This window comes from Bacteroides faecium, from assembly GCF_012113595.1.
Lineage (GTDB): Bacteria > Bacteroidota > Bacteroidia > Bacteroidales > Bacteroidaceae > Bacteroides > Bacteroides faecium.
This window is the reverse complement of sequence record NZ_CP050831.1, coordinates 4,854,230-4,870,587: the sequence shown is the minus strand read 5'-3', so window position 1 is coordinate 4,870,587 and position 16,358 is coordinate 4,854,230. Positions and strand designations below refer to the sequence as shown.

Here is a 16,358-nt window from a genome sequence, read left to right as displayed (position 1 = left end):
AACAAAATGCAAGTTATGTATATAATGGAAGAATATTTCTCAGATAAGTCAAGTTCTTAGAATAAATAATCAACTTTGGAAACAAAAAACTTTCCAAATGAAATTTTTTAGAAAGAATATCTCCTGTTTCTTTGTTTCTTTCATTGGTTTTGTATAATTTCGTTGACTGTTATCATTGGAAGTTGTATAAAACAAATACTGATATGAAATACATTATCTATATTCTTTTCTTTTTTCCTATTTGGGTCACTGCACAAACATACAAATATATAGGAACTGAAGATGGATTGAGCAACCGGAGAATATTCAGTATCCAAAAAGACGATCAGGGATATATGTGGTTTCTTACCGATGAAGGTATGGATCGTTATAACGGTAAGGACATAAAGCATTACAAACTAAATAAGGATGACAGTACGCTTGAAGCTCCCATCCATTTGGGGTGGATATATACCAGGCCTCATATAGGGACATGGGTCATTGGCAAACAGGGACGGATTTTCCAATATGAATTAAAATATGACGACTTTAAAATGGTGTATAAGTTGCCGAATAGCCTGGAAACGATTAGTTATGGTTATATGGACAACAATGATAATATATGGTTATGTCATAAGCATTCCATATTGCTTTATAATGCCGGAGACGCCCGGATAGTCCAATTCCCCAATATACTGCATAGCAATATAACAGCAATAACACAAGTGGACGAGCACCATTTCTTTATAGCGACAGAAACGGGAATCCGATATGCCAAGCTGGAAAACGGTGAATTGGAAATTATTCCTGTTGAAACGCTTGACTATTTTCATGCACAGGTAAACGAACTGTATTATCATCAAGCATTAAAAAGATTGTTTATCGGTTCATTTGAGAGGGGAATGTTCGTATATGATATGAATAGCCGGGAAATACTAAAACCCGAAGCCGATTTAAGTGATGTAAATATAACTTGTATCTTTCCATTGGACGAGTCGCAGCTATTAATATCAACAGAAGGAATGGGAGTATATAAGATCGACATAAATACTTGTAAACTGGAACATTACATTGTGGCAAACTATCATAGTTATAATGAAATGAATGGTAATAATATCAATGATATTTTTGTTGATGAAGATAAGCGGATATGGCTTGCCAATTACCCGACTGGCATTACGATAATAGATTACCGATATGAAAATTACCATTGGTTGAAGCATGCCATGGGAAATAAACAGTCATTAATCAACGATCAGGTACATGCCGTGATTGAAGACAGTGAGGGTGATTTATGGTTTGGCACCAGTAACGGCATTAGCCTTTATAATTCAACAACAGGGCAGTGGCACTCATTCCTGAGCTCTTTTGACGAACAATTGAAAGATAAGAATCATATCTTTATTACTTTGTGCGAAGTATCTCCCGGCATTATCTGGGCAGGTGGCTACACTTCGGGTATCTATAAAATAAACAAGCATACATTATCTGTCGAATACTTCTCCCCTTCCCTACTCACTTCTGTCAATATGCGTCCGGATAAATATATTCGTGATATGATAAAGGACTCGAAAGGTAAAATATGGTCGGGCGGATATTATAACTTGAAATGTATTGATTGGGAAACCAAAAAGGTGCGTTTGTATCCCGGAGTGAGTTCTATCACTTCTATTGTCGAGCATGACAAGGAACATATGTGGATTGGCACGGCTGCCGGATTGTATTTGTTGAATAGAGATTCCGGCCAATACCAATATATTGAAGCAGAGATGGGAGCGACTTATATCAATTCACTTTATCAGGCTGACAACGGCTTGTTATATATAGGCACAAATGGCGCGGGAGTGTTTGTGTACGATGTACAGAACCATACTTTTGATCACTACTATACGGATAATTCGGCATTAGTCTCCAACCGGATATTCACGATATTGCCGGAAGTGGACGGACGTATTATGATGAGTACGGAGAATGGGGTCACATGTTTCTTCACCAAAGAAAAGAACTTTCATAACTGGACCAGAGGAGAAGGATTACTACCCGCTTATTTTAATGCCGCTTCGGGTACACTACGCAAAAATAAAAGTTTTGTTTTCGGTAGTACGGACGGTGTTATCGAAATTCCTGAAAATGCCAAGTTCCCCCGTTATAAGTTTTCAAAGATGATATTCAGCGATTTTCATATTTCTTATCTACCTGTCTATCCGGGTAGCGAGGACTCCCCTTTGCAGGAATGTATAAACGACACAGAAGTGTTGAAGTTGAAATATAATCAAAATACTTTCTCCCTTAATGTTTCCACTGTCAATTACGATTCTCCGGGGAATGCGCTTTATTCCTGGAAATTAGAAGGATTCTATGAGAAATGGACACAACCGGGAGCAACAAATCTGATTCGTTTCACCAATCTGCCACCGGGAAAATATACGCTTCGCGTGCGTGCGGTATCCAGAGAGGAACATGATGTCGTCTTTGAGGAGCGTGCGATGAAGATCATTATTACGCAACCTTTCTGGTCTAGTTGGTGGGCAATCTTGTGTTATGTCTTGTTTATAATATGGGGAATCTCTTTCATTATACGTACGATGAACCTGAGAAAGCAAAAGAAAATATCAGATGAAAAAACGCAATTTTTTATCAATACAGCTCATGACATACGTACTCCGCTGACTTTGATAAAGGCGCCTTTGGAAGAATTGCTCGAAGAGGAGACTCTTACAGAGATTGGGGTAACCCGTACAAAGACTGCGTTGAGGAATGTAGATTCTCTTTTGAGACTGACTAGTAACCTTATTAATTTTGAACGTGCTGACGTATATTCTTCCGAGTTATATATATCCGAATATGAGTTGAATACTTATATGAAAGAAGTGTGTGCCGCATTTACCAATTATGCCAGTATCAAACATATAGATTTTACTTACGAAAGCACTTTCAATTATATGAATGTATGGTTCGATAAAGAAAAGATGGATTCTATTCTGAAAAATATAATATCGAACTCATTAAAATATACGCCGGAAAACGGGAAGGTCAGTGTCTTTGTCTCCGATACGAATGACTCGTGGAAAGTGGTGATAAGTGACACCGGCATCGGGATTCCTTCTGCTGAACAAAATAAGTTGTTCAAACTGCATTTTCGTGCCAGCAATGCCATTAACTCCAAAGTAACGGGTAGTGGCATAGGGTTGATGCTGGTGAATAGGTTGGTTCGTCTTCATAATGGAAAAATCAATATAGAAAGTACCGAATATCAGGGAACTACTGTCAAGATTGTTTTTCAGAAAGACAATAGGGCTCTTCAGAAGCCGAATCAGAAATCCGCCCCTGAACCTGCATTGGAAACACCGGAACTGACTGCTCCGGCTACGTTTAAAAGTATCGCCAATGCTGCTAATAATGGGGATTTACAGCGTATCCTTGTTGTAGAGGATAATGATGAGTTACGTTCCTACCTGGTTAATTTACTTTCTCCTTTGTATAATGTACAGACTTGTGTCAATGGTAAGGAAGCTCTGATTATCATAAAAGAATTTTGGCCGGAACTTGTCCTTACTGACGTGATGATGCCCGAAATGCGAGGTGATGAGCTATGTGTTGCTATAAAGAATGATATTGAGACTTCACATATTCCGGTATTGCTGCTTACGGCATTGGGAGAAGAAAAAGATATTCTTGAAGGACTGTCGATTGGGGCGGATGAATATATAATCAAGCCTTTCAATGTGACAATATTGAAAGAGAGCATCAAGAATCTATTGACCAACCGGGCATTGCTACGTAGCAGATACGCGAGCTTGGAAACAGATATGCAGTCAATGGTTCCATCAGCTAAAGGAACAAATTGTCTTGACTGGAAATTCATATCGGATGTAAAGAAACACATCGAAGATAATATTGATAATACAGCACTCAGTGTGGGTATGCTCTGTGAATTGCAAGGCATGGGACGTACAAGTTTTTATAACAAGCTGAAAACATTAACCGGATATACCCCAAATGGTTTTATTCAACTTACCCGTGTGAAACGCGCTGCAGTGCTTTTAAAAGAAGGACAGCATAATATTAGTGAAATTTCTGACATAACCGGATTCTCCGATAGCAAATATTTCCGGGAAGTATTTAAGAAGCACTATAAGATGAGTCCGAGCCAATATGCAAAATGCGGGGGAAGCATCTCTCCTGTCACTTTGGAAGAGGATGAAGACGAAACGGATGATGACGCAAACGAATAATATTTGTTTCAAATAGCCCCCTGAAAGTGGAATGAGTAACTTTCAAGGGGCTATCTATTTAACACACTACTATAAAAACAGGTTTTTGATTGTACCCCTGATTTTCTACCGGTTGAATATATCTTTTTTTATATTCATTTTTTATGCTTATGATACGACAATATCAGATATATGAATAATATAATGCTGTGAATGTCTAAAATCAACAAAGATGGGTGTAATGGTATTTGTTATTCTTAAAACAAAAAGCCTAAGTTCCTGATGAACTTAGGCAAATATCCTATTCTATAAAAACGACTTGCCATTCAAGCAATGTTAATAATAATAAATTCAACACTCATTATTGGAGTATTATGTGCACAAAAGTAGAATAAAATCTAATAAAACACAAGTATAAGGCATAAAATATAAAAAAAATATGTGCGAGAAACTTCATTCATATTAAAATTTGACCATAATAATGCTTGAAAAATAATTTGTTGGTAGCAAAATAGATCTTCTTTTAAATGTATTCTTACTTGAAAAGATGTAATTTATTATACGGTTTAATCTTTCTATTTTTTCTATCAGCTTCACTACCTTTTTCCCCTTCTCTTTTTAGTTATTTGCCTAAGTTCATCAGGAACTTATCTATATCAACTATAACTTCCGGCCGCCTTCAAGTTACAACTTAAATATAAACTTTAAAACGCCTATGGAAGATTGAACACGTATTTATCAAACATGATGTTAACTACCGCATCATGAAATTCTCAAAATTTAAATCTAACTAATGTCTAACTGAACAAATTAAAGTATGACAAGAAAAACTAACCCAAATCCGGCTTTTATAAAAGTGCGGAAAATGTATTGCTTGAAAATGGCAGTGGTTGCTACTGTATTGTTGTGTTGTGCACAACCAATGAATGCAGTGACCGATAATACTAATGAAATGCATAAGACTGCCATTACACAGCAGCAAAACGTAAAGACTACCGGCACTGTAGTTGATGAAAACGGAGAGCCGCTTATTGGAGTCTCTGTGAAAGTGCAAGGTACTACCACCGGCACTATAACTGACTTGAACGGACGATTCACGGTTGATTCCCCCAAAGGAGCTACACTTATACTTTCATTCATTGGTTATAAGACCATTCAGACGAAAGCAGAAGGAACACCCCTGACAATCACCATGAAAGAAGATTCGGAACAGCTCGACGAAGTGGTAGTAATAGGCTACGGAACACAGAAAAAAATCAATGTAACCGGTGCAGTAGGCATGGTCGATTCTAAAGTGTTGGCCGCACGGCCTGTGACTAATGTAGCTCAGGCTCTGCAAGGAACCGTGCCGGGTCTTAACTTCACAGTAGGAAGTGAAGGCGGTTCACTGGACGGCTCCATGAGTTTTAATATTCGTGGTGCGGGAACTATCGGTGACGGTTCGGGTTCTTCCCCATTGGTATTGATTGACGGAATTGAGGGGAATCTTAATTCCTTGAATCCTAATGATATCGAAACTGTTTCTGTTTTGAAAGACGCGGCTTCCGCTTCTATTTACGGTGCCCGTGCGGCATTCGGCGTTATTCTGATTCAGACGAAGAAAGGAAAGGCAGGTAAAGCCAGAGTCAGCTATAATGGCAATGTCCGTTTCAGTGATGCCGTTTCGGTTCCAGAAATGATGGACTCTTATACTTTTGCCCAATATTTCAACCGTGCAGCAGAAAATGCAGGACGTTCCGGAGAAGCTCCTTTCTCTGCGGAACAACTCCAGAAAATAAAGGATTATCAGGATGGAAAAATTTCGACCGTCACAACACTTAACCCGAATAATAATCGTTGGAACAATTATGGTGGAGCAAATGCTGATACTGACTGGTTTAAAGAGTTCTATAATGATTGGGTGCCATCTCAGGAACATAACCTGAGTATCTCCGGTGGAAACGAGAAAATACAATATTCGTTGAGCGGTAGTTTTTTAGACCAGAACGGTCTGTTGCGTCATGGCGAAGATAATTTGCAGCGCTATACCATGAACAGTAGTATTACGGCACAAGTCGCCGACTGGTTTAAAGTAACTTATTCCACTAAATGGACTCGCGAAGATTTTGACCGTCCTTCTTATCTGACGGGGTTGTTCTTCCATAACATCGCCCGCCGTTGGCCGACTTGTCCCGCTTATGATCCGAACGGCTATCCGATGTCGGGCGTGGAAATTACGGAACTGGAAGACGGTGGAAGACAAAAGAACCAGAAGGATTTGAATACCCAACAATTACAGTTGGTATTTGAGCCCATCAAGAACTGGACAATCAATGTCGAAGGTGCACTGAGGACAGAAAACAAGCACGAGCATTGGGAAGTACTGCCTATATACTCACATGACGGAGACGGAAATCCGTATTCGATCGCATGGGGTGGTTATGGTGCCGGAAGTTCGGTAGTCAACGAATATAATTACAAGGAGAACTATTACAGTACAAATATCTATTCGGACTATTTCAAGCAATATGAAAGCGGGCATTATTTTAAGGTGATGGCAGGTTTCAATGCCGAACTGTATAAAACCAGAAGTTTGTCCGGACAGAAAAATACATTGATTTCCAATTCCGTTCCTACATTGAATACGGCAACCGAAGCTCCGACTACTTCAGGAGGATACGCCCATAATGGTGTGGCAGGTTTCTTCGGACGTATCAACTACAATTATAAAGAACGTTATTTAATTGAGCTGAACGGCCGCTATGACGGTTCATCCCGTTTTATCGGCGATAAACGTTGGGGATTCTTTCCCTCTTTGTCTGTCGGCTGGAATATAGCGCGTGAAGATTTTTTCCGCAATATAGCAGACAAAGCGCATATTGATGTGCTGAAACTGAGAGGATCATGGGGACAACTGGGCAATACGGATACCAAAGACGCATGGTATCCTTTCTATCAGACAATGCCTCAAGGTACGGATTATAATTGGCTCGTTAACGGGAAAAGACCCAATTATGCCAATTTGCCGGGAATCATTTCGACATTAAAAACATGGGAAACCATCGAAACATGGGATATCGGTCTGGATTGGGGATTATTTAATAACCGCCTGACAGGTTCATTCGACTACTTTGTACGCTGGACGTACGATATGATCGGCCCGGCTCCCGAATTATCCGCCACATTGGGAGCTACTCCGCCGAAGATTAACAATGCTGATATGAAATCATACGGTTTTGAACTCGAACTGGGATGGAGGGATATGATTGGCGACTTTTCTTATGGAGCTAAATTTACATTGGCTGATGACCAGCAGAAAATCACCCGTTATCCTAATGATAACAATAAACTTTCCGAAGCCTATTATCCGGGTATGATGAAAGGTGAAATTTGGGGATATGAGACTGTCGGTATCGCACAGACACAAGAGGAAATGGATGCTCATCTGGCAAAGGTCGACCAGTCCTCTTTAGGCAGCAAGTGGGGAGCCGGAGATATTATGTATAAAGATGTGGATAATGACGGGGTTATTTCGACAGGTGACAATACCAAAGAGAAACCGGGTGATCGTGTGATTTTAGGTAATAATACACCCCGCTTCAAATATGGCATCACGCTTGACGCTGCATGGAAGGGCGTTGATTTCCGTATCTTCCTGCAAGGAGTGGCAAAACGCGATTATTATATGAGTGGTCCTTATTTTTGGGGAGCTAATGGAGTAGATGAATGGCAGGCTACCGGCTTCAAGGAGCATTGGGACTTTTGGCGTCCGGAGGGTGATCCGTTGGGAGCTAACACAGGAGCTTATTATCCGCGTGTCTTGAAAAGCGACTCTAGGAATATGGCTGTACAAAGCAGATATCTTCAGAATGCCGCTTATTGCCGCCTCAAAAACATCCAACTCGGCTATACATTACCCGACCGTTGGACGAAAAAAGCAGGTATGTCCTCAGTTCGTATATATGTATCCGGCGACAACTTATTGACGTTCTCTCATATGTCCAATATCTTTGATCCGGAAGCATTGGAAAGTACTTATGACGCAAACAACGGTAAACTCTACCCGTTGCAGCGTACCATATCTGTGGGTTTAAATGTTAACTTCTAATTTTTAAAGCTTATGAAACTGAAACATATTATATTACGGACAATTGTAGGAGCAGGTGGAATATTATCATTTGCGTCTTGCAATGATTTTCTTGACATGGCACCTCTGGATCAAGTTACCCCGCAGGAATACTTTAATACAACAGACCACTTGGCTGCTTACAGTATCTCGAAATACAACGATCTTTTTAAAACTCATAGCGGATGGGGAGCCGGTACGGTAAACAATGACCAGAATACTGATAACATGGTGGTCGGCGGATATTCTTCAACCTATTTTGAGAAAGACCAATGGCGTGTACCCAATACAGGAGGTGACTGGGATTTCGGTCAAATCCGTTATTGCAATTATTTCTTCGAAACAGTGCTTCCCAAATTTGATGCCGGAAAGATTGAAGGCAACCGGTCGCAGAATCTGCACTATATCGGTGAGATGTATTTTATACGTGCTTGGGTGTATTATAACAAATTGAAATTATTCGGGGACTTTCCGATTATAACTGAAGTATTGCCGGATGAACAGCCTGTACTAATAGAAAAATCAGTCCGGCAGCCACGCAATCTTGTCGCGCGTTTTATCATTAACCAATTGGATTCTGCCGCCAAATATATGTCAGATGATATTTCGGGTAACAAAACCCGGTTGACAAGGAATTGTGCCTTGTTGGTCAAATCACGTGTCGCTTTATATGAAGCTACATTCGAGAAGTATCACAAGGGGACGGGGCGTGTTCCGGGTGACGAGACTTGGCCGGGAAAGAGAGTACATCCTGATTTCTCCACCAATATGGACAATGAAGTCAATTATTTCTTGGAGCAGGCAATGGAAGCAGCCGAAGCAGTAGCTGATAATGTAACGTTGACCGGCAATACAGGCGTAACCAATCCGAAAAGCATAGCAGGAATTGCAGGTTGGAATCCATATTTTGAAATGTTTGCGGATGAAGATATGAGCGGTTATCCGGAAGTACTTTTCTGGAAGCAATACATGAATAGTGGTGGGGTGTCGATTACTCACGGTGCACCGGCTTATATCTTTAGCGGCGGTAATAATGGAATGTTGAAAAGTTTTGTTGATTGCTTTGTCATGGAAGACGGAAGTCCTTATTATAAATCGGACGAATATAAGGGAGACAAAACTATTATGGACGTGAAAGAGAAGCGTGATCTCCGTCTGCAACTATTTGTCTTAGGTGAAAAGGATATGCTTCCGTCCAGTTCTACAGAACCTGCCGCACTCAAAGAGTTCAAGCAGCCTAATGTCATATCACTGGAAGCGCAGACATCTGACAATACAGGCTATAGAATTCGTAAATGCCTGACGTATGACAATAAGCAGATAATTTCCGGTCAGTCGCAGTCCACTACGGGATGCATCGTTTTCCGTGGAGTTGAAGCATATCTTAATTATCTGGAAGCATATTATCTACGTTATAATAAAGTTGACGGCAAGGCGGAAAGTTATTGGAATGCCATACGCAATCGTGCGGGAATAACAGGTAGTTTCCGGACAACTATTGCCAAAACGGACATGAATCAAGAGACAGACCTGGCAGCTCATCCAGGTTCATATGAGGTGGACGCAACATTATATAATATCCGCCGTGAACGCCGTTGTGAGTTTATCGGGGAAGGAATGCGTTGGGATGACTTGGTACGTTGGAGAGCATGGGATGGTGTTCTTACCAGGAAGTTCATCCCGGAAGGATATAATTTTTGGGAAGAAGCATACAAGACTTATGAACTTCCGGAGGGTGTGACTATAAAGGATGATCCTGATGACGCGACTTCCAATGTTTCATCCAGGGAGTTTAAGTATATCCGTCCTTTCGGTAAAGTGAAGATTAACAATCAGGTGTATGACGGATATACCTGGGCTAAGGCCAACTATCTGAAACCTGTTGCAATCAATGAAATGAGACTGGCATCTCCCGATAATAGTACTGATAATTCCGTTATATACCAAAATCCGTACTGGCCGACGAAAGTGGGGGGTACTGCCCTCGAATAAATCAATAGGTAGCGATACTTTCAATAAGTAACTGATTGGAAGTGTATAAATTCAAAAAAGAGTCTGGTATCGGTTGATGCCAGACTCTTTTTTACTTAATCAGAAGTTATATTATTATTTGCGAATCAGGTATTTAATGAATAAATAACCGCCGAATACTTGCAGACACATCCCGGGAATACCGATACGGAAATCCTGAATGGCCTTATAGAAGTTGCCGATGTAAGCCCATTCCCCTAATGTTCCTATGACTTGGTATGTAAGTACTACACCTGCCAGAAGAGGGATGGAAATATGTCCTGAATGTCGTGCAGTCCATCCGGCAGTAACAGCCAGCAATACGGATTTCAATAAGATGGCAGGCAATGCAGACGGTATTGGCATTCCGAAGAGTACACAGTTTATAACGGGCGAAAGGATAGCAGTCAGCAGTCCTACTTTCCAACCATATTTATACGCACCAATTAGCGTAAAGAAATAGATTGGCAGCCAAGTTATTCCTCCTTGTGGAATGAGATGAAAGAGTTGGGGAAAAAGCATATTGCCAATGATAAATAGCGAGGCTGCCAAATAGGTATTTACATTGTTGTAGTTCAGCGAATAGAGTTTTACATTAGTTGATTCCATATTCATTTTATTATTTAAAAGTTCAAATTAATACCACCCATGAATGTAGCTTTCGGCATAGGATAGCCGGCATTTATCTCATAACGTTGCGCAAGCAGGTTCTCCCCTTTCACAAAGAGATTGGCGAAACGGCACACACGATAATTCCCCCGAAGATTCCATAAAACAAATTCTTCTTGTTGTTCACGCTCTTTGGTGACAGAGGTATAAAGCCCTTTCACATATTGCAGCCCCGTCGATACGCTCCAACGCCCCGAAGAATAATCGACTCCCGCATACAGTTTATGTTCGGGAGCGGCAAGAACCGGATTCTCCATATGCAGCCAACTATAATTGGTGTTGACATTCCAATGCGAATTAACGTGATAATTGATATTGGTTTCGATGCCCCAGTTCTCGATTTCCCCGGAATTGATATTCAATGGCGGAACCAGTCCGTTTGACATTATTATATTATCACCATTGATATAGTAAAGATTCACTCCATAAGATAATGCCCCGTCCAGTAAACGCTGCGAATAGGAAAGTTCATAACTCATCAGTTTTTCCGGTTGCAGTTCAGGGTTGGCAGGGGCGAACATATACATTTCACGAATCGTCGGGTTACGGTATCCTTTGCTTACCATTGCTTTGAGTTCCGCGCTTTTCGGCAGATGAAATGCTAATCCTCCTTGTGGTATCCATTCTGTGCCTACATGAGAATGGTGGTCTACACGGATACCAGCATCCAATGAAAACCAATTGTTTATGTCCTGACGGAAATCAACATATCCTGCAAATTCATCCAGTTGTTTGTCAACTCCCGGCTTACGTTCGCCCGTAGCTACCACTTTATTCCACGATTCACCACCGAAATGCTGATAATCAAACCCTGCCGTAATACGATTGCTGGCAAAGAAAGTCGCACTCTGATACCACGATACGCCCAGCATCTTGTCTTTAGAATTGAAATGCGCTGTCTGCGGTTCTTTTCCCGACTGATAACCATCGTTTATCTTGTGCCGTCCCCAGTTATAGAAAAAGCTCAATGCTCCCGATGTATTGTTATAATGATTTTCCAATGCGAATGAAGTCATTCCACGAGTGATACGCGAATCATTGTCGATAAGTGGAACCTGAATCGTTCCGGGGTTGGAAGCATTGAAATGAGTGACGTTGACATCACCCGCTAGTTTCCAAAAAGAGCTTATCTCATAACCCAGTTTTGCATATCCGCCGTATTGTTCAAATTCCATATCAGGACGATGCCCGTCCGTCCGGTTGTAAGAACCGGTTACGATGCTGCTGAAACGTCCCTTTTTCACACGGTTGGAAAACTCGGTCTGCAATGTATTATATGAACCATATCCTACTTGCATATTGGTATTTATCCCCTCTTCCTCTTGCTTGCGGGTGACGATATTGATAACTCCTCCCATAGCATTCGAACCGTAAAGCACGGATGCAGGGCCGCGTAAAACCTCTACCCTTTCCGTCATCATAGATTGGTAAGCATCTGCTATCGGATGCCCCATCAGTCCCATATACTGCGGGTGACCGTCTATTAAAACTAATAATCCTGCCGTAGGACTGCCGCCGACACCCCGCAGGCTCATGCCTCCCGCCGCTCCGGTGGAGACGCCATATCCCATGATACCGCGACTGGTAGTGAACAATCCCGGAACCTGTTCCGTCAGCAACGGTAAAAGAGAGGGTTCGTACCTTTTCTCAATCTGTTGCCGCCCTACTACGGAGATAGTCATCGGAAGATGACGTATATCCGTTTCATTCCGTGTTCCCGTGACTACTACCTCGTCAATGACGTAGTTTCTTCGGAACTGTGTACTGTCTTTTTTATTCTGTGCCACTCCCGGAACAGAAAGCAGACCGGCGAGCAGAAACAGACAAGTTGTATCTTTTCTCATATTTTATTCCGTGTATCTGATTCTTTCTTTTACTTTTTACTTCTGACTTTCTCAAGAAAGTCATGAATCATCGGTAAAATAGCTTCAATAGATTCTTCTTCACTACACATCGTTTCTACAGGACACCATCCCGTGTGGTCGCGGTTCCAGATAAAAGGTACTTCCTGCCCGAAACCGACTTTTACATCCAATGTTCGAAACAAGTCCATAGCTTTAGAACTGATAATATCCGTGTAGAGCTCTTTTATACCACCTGAAATCATCAGAGCGGCAGCCCCTTTTCCGACAACCTTATCGGCAATCACAGCTCCTTTCAGGAACTCTGGTTCCTGAGTCAGCAAATCATATAAGTCGGCCACCCCGCGTTGGGTAAAAGTACGTACCTTTCCTTTGTTGGCAATCACGCAGGAATATCCTCCGCTATGTAATAAGTTGATTAATTCTTCCATTATAAAGTTCCTTGTTTCAGTTGTTCGACAAATTGGTCTATCCTATGCAACTCTTTGGGTATATCTATGTTTTGCGGGCAATGTGCCACACACTGGTTGCATCCTATGCAATGGCTAGCCTGACGAAGTTTCGGCACGCTGCGGTCATAACCGACGAGAAATGCGCGACGGGCTTTGGCGTAGTTTTCATCCTGTCCGTTCTTAGGCACATTACCTTCGTTGACGCAACGGTTATAATGCAGGAGAACAGCCGGAATATCCAGTCCGTACGGGCAAGGCATACAATACTTGCAGTCATTGCAGGGAATGGTAGGATATTTCAGCATTAACTGTGCCGTCTCTTCGAGGAACTCCATTTCTTCATCCGTCAGCGGTTCCAAAGGAGAATAAGTACGAAGATTATCCTGCAGATGTTCCATATAAGTCATGCCGCTTAATACAGTCAGTATATCCGGGAATGAGCCGGCAAAACGGAACGCCCAGGAAGCGACACTGTTTTCGGGACGGCGTTGCTTGAGACGTGCCACCAAGTTGTCATTCAACTTAGACAAACGCCCACCCAGAAGCGGTTCCATAATGATAGACGGAATCCCTCTCTTGTGCAGTTCACCATACAGGTATTCGGCGTCGGTATTTCGGGCGTTAGTTGCTTTCGCATGCTTCCAGTCCACATAGTTGAGCTGTATCTGTACGAAGTCCCATTTAATTTCATCATGACGTGAAAGCAGGTAATCATATACTTCAATATCTCCATGATAAGAAAAGCCAAGATTACGGATACGCCCTGCTTCGCGTTCCTTTATCAGGAAATCGAGTATGCCGTTATCCAGATACCGTCCTTTGAGGGCATCCATACCACCCATGCCAATGCCATGAAGCAGCATATAGTCGATGTAGTCAACTTGAAGTTCGGCGAATGACTTATGATACATTTTAAGTGATGCTTCACGCGACCATGTGTCCGGGGAAAAGTTGGATAGCTTGGTAGCGATAAAATATTTATCACGGGGATGGCGGCTCAATGCAATACCCGTTGCTCTCTCTGAAAAGCCTTGTACGTAAGCTGGAGATGTATCGAAATAATTCACTCCATGGGCAATCGCATAATCGACTAATCCGTTAACGCCATCCTGATCAATGACTTCTCCCTTACCATCCGGAGCCGGCTTGAGCGGCCAGCGCATACAACCGTATCCTAAAAGTGAAACACGGTCGCTCGTAGTCGGAGATGTCCGGTAGGTCATTTTGTCAGTAGGTATCTCCCCTTCTCCCGTAGCACTGGTAGAAGCCGAGTTGTTTTTTGAAGAGCATCCGTATAGCAGGGCGGTAGACGTGGCTGCACTGATACCTACGATTTTGATAAAATCTCTTCTGTTTATGTCTTTTTTATTTTTCTCTTCCATAATCTTATACTGATTTATTAAATCAAATAACTCTGTGCATCTGATGTCCGGTCACGTAAATGGCGCTAAACGGACGGGACGGGCAAAGGTTCTCACAAGCTCCGCAACCAATACATTTCTCCACATTCACTATCGGAATCTTTGGAGACTCCGGTGCTTCAGGTTCGGAAGCCACCATTTGAATGGCTCCTGTCGGACAGTGGCGGGCACAGTTACCACACTCTACACCATCTGTCAGTGGTACGCAATTCTCCTTTATCCATACGGCATGACCGATTTGAGTAGCCGATTTATCAGCCGTAGTAATCGGATGAATGGCGCCAGCCGGACAAACTTCCGAGCATTTGGTACATTCAGGCCGACAATATCCGCGTTCATAGGACATCTCAGGCTGCATCAAAGTCATCAAATTATCTGAAGGACGCAACACTTGGTTCGGGCATGCGGAAACACACAACTGACAGGCAGTGCAATGCTGCGTAAAATTACGTACACTCAGCGCCCCCGGCGGATAAATCGGATTTTCCCGTTCAGGAATCTTTTTGTCCTCAATAGTGGCAAGTCCTCCGTCCACTTTCTTTTCCTGTGCTTTCAAGACAGAAGCCGTCGCAAAGATTGCTGATGCTGAAAGAAAACTACGGCGGGCATTGTCCACTTGTTCCGCAGTAACGGACTTCGTTTGCATATTTTCTGTTGTGACCGTTGCTTTTTCAAGAGTCCGCCGTGTATATCTGATAGCTCCATGCTTGCATTTTCCTATACAGTCCATACAAGCCACACAACGACTATAATCAATTTCATGAGCTTTCGGATTGATGCATGATGCTTTGCAGTTGCGGGCACACAAACCACAACTGTTACATTTGGAAGTATCGATTACCGGTTTGAAGATGGCATATCTGGATATAAACCCCAATACAGTGCCTACCGGACAAATTGTATTGCAATAGGTACGTCCATTGCGCCATGCCAAAATGCCGAGGACTATAAAAGTAACCACAGCAATAATTAGTATAGAAAAGCTTTTCATCCAAACATCTACCTCATAAAAGGCATAACTATCCATTCGCTCGGCAAAATATGCCAACAAGTTATTTCCCCATTGCCAAACCGGTGCAAAGAGACTGGAAGCTATCCGTCCGTATGCACTATAAGGCGCTATCAGAATTGCCAGAGAGTTCAATCCGGCAACCATCATAATAATAAACACTCCTAAAACACCATACCGCAACCATTTCATTGCGGGTGAATAACGGAAACGGTTCTTCTTTTGCTTGCCGGATACCCAGGAAACAATATCCTGAAATACTCCCAACGGACAAATGACTGAGCAATAGATACGCCCGAAAAGAAAAGTGAGCAGGACAAGAAACAATACGACACCTATGTTCAAGGCTAATAAAGCCGGCAAAAACTGTATTTTCGCCAACCATCCGAACCAAATGTGCAATGTACCCGTAAAGTCGAGAAACAGCAAGGTAATAAGCGTGAAGCACACAATGGCGGCTGTAAGTCTGATAGTACGCAGCATAAATTTATTATTTTTCAAATTATAGTAGTTTTAAATTGATTCCTTTACCGATGCAAATTTAGGTAGATAGATTCGGTTATTAACTATATATATTACCGAATGTTATACCAAAATTACAGATTCTTATCTTTTAACATAAAGCTGCCTGTCAATA

The 16,358-nt window shown here is 41.9% G+C and carries 8 protein-coding genes; 3 read left to right on the top strand and 5 right to left on the bottom strand.

Translation table 11 applies throughout. From position 1 onward, the window contains the following. Positions 1-203 precede the first annotated feature (203 nt). The 3 genes from BacF7301_RS17940 (at position 204) to BacF7301_RS17930 (ending at position 10,290) form a co-directional block, all read left to right on the top strand. Entirely contained in the window at positions 204-4,214 is a 4,011-nt protein-coding gene (locus BacF7301_RS17940; RefSeq protein ID WP_167964949.1) for a hybrid sensor histidine kinase/response regulator transcription factor, read from the top strand. Between the two features lie 796 nt (positions 4,215-5,010). Then, positions 5,011-8,280 carry a SusC/RagA family TonB-linked outer membrane protein gene (locus tag BacF7301_RS17935; RefSeq protein ID WP_167964948.1) on the top strand — a complete coding sequence of 1,090 codons (3,270 nt, stop codon included), beginning with the start codon at positions 5,011-5,013 and terminating at the stop codon, positions 8,278-8,280. A 12-nt stretch (positions 8,281-8,292) separates the two neighbouring features. Then, positions 8,293-10,290 (top strand): RagB/SusD family nutrient uptake outer membrane protein, encoded by a 1,998-nt coding sequence (locus tag BacF7301_RS17930; RefSeq protein WP_167964946.1) that lies wholly within the window; start codon positions 8,293-8,295, stop codon positions 10,288-10,290. A 114-nt stretch (positions 10,291-10,404) separates the two neighbouring features. On the opposite strand, the gene BacF7301_RS17925 is transcribed toward BacF7301_RS17930, so the two are convergent. Genes BacF7301_RS17925 through BacF7301_RS17905 form a run of 5 tightly spaced genes read right to left on the bottom strand, consistent with a single transcriptional unit; the run spans position 10,405 to position 16,204 of the window. Continuing rightward, complete coding sequence (locus BacF7301_RS17925) at positions 10,405-10,917, bottom strand: ECF transporter S component (protein WP_167964944.1); 513 nt, start codon at positions 10,915-10,917, stop codon at positions 10,405-10,407. 14 nt (positions 10,918-10,931) lie between these two features. Then, positions 10,932-12,821, bottom strand: a complete 1,890-nt coding sequence (locus tag BacF7301_RS17920) for a TonB-dependent receptor plug domain-containing protein (protein WP_167964942.1) — start codon at positions 12,819-12,821, stop codon at positions 10,932-10,934. A 29-nt stretch (positions 12,822-12,850) separates the two neighbouring features. Further along, complete coding sequence (locus tag BacF7301_RS17915) at positions 12,851-13,270, bottom strand: DUF1893 domain-containing protein (protein WP_167964940.1); 420 nt, start codon at positions 13,268-13,270, stop codon at positions 12,851-12,853. After that, the gene (locus tag BacF7301_RS17910) at positions 13,270-14,673 is read right to left on the bottom strand and encodes an aldo/keto reductase (RefSeq protein WP_167964938.1); all 1,404 of its coding nucleotides are present in this window, start codon (positions 14,671-14,673) and stop codon (positions 13,270-13,272) included. Before BacF7301_RS17910 ends, BacF7301_RS17915 begins: the two co-directional genes overlap by 1 nt. A 22-nt stretch (positions 14,674-14,695) precedes the next feature. After that, positions 14,696-16,204 (bottom strand): 4Fe-4S binding protein, encoded by a 1,509-nt coding sequence (locus tag BacF7301_RS17905; protein WP_167967243.1) that lies wholly within the window; start codon positions 16,202-16,204, stop codon positions 14,696-14,698. Positions 16,205-16,358: the final 154 nt, after the last annotated feature.

Coding starts and splice junctions, on each gene's coding strand:
- BacF7301_RS17940 (WP_167964949.1), top strand. CDS start 204: ATGAAATACATTATCTATATTCTTTTCTTTTTTCCTATTTGGGTCACT.
- BacF7301_RS17935 (WP_167964948.1), top strand. CDS start 5,011: ATGACAAGAAAAACTAACCCAAATCCGGCTTTTATAAAAGTGCGGAAA.
- BacF7301_RS17930 (WP_167964946.1), top strand. CDS start 8,293: ATGAAACTGAAACATATTATATTACGGACAATTGTAGGAGCAGGTGGA.
- BacF7301_RS17925 (WP_167964944.1), bottom strand. CDS start 10,917: ATGGAATCAACTAATGTAAAACTCTATTCGCTGAACTACAACAATGTA.
- BacF7301_RS17920 (WP_167964942.1), bottom strand. CDS start 12,821: ATGAGAAAAGATACAACTTGTCTGTTTCTGCTCGCCGGTCTGCTTTCT.
- BacF7301_RS17915 (WP_167964940.1), bottom strand. CDS start 13,270: ATGGAAGAATTAATCAACTTATTACATAGCGGAGGATATTCCTGCGTG.
- BacF7301_RS17910 (WP_167964938.1), bottom strand. CDS start 14,673: ATGGAAGAGAAAAATAAAAAAGACATAAACAGAAGAGATTTTATCAAA.
- BacF7301_RS17905 (WP_167967243.1), bottom strand. CDS start 16,204: ATGCTGCGTACTATCAGACTTACAGCCGCCATTGTGTGCTTCACGCTT.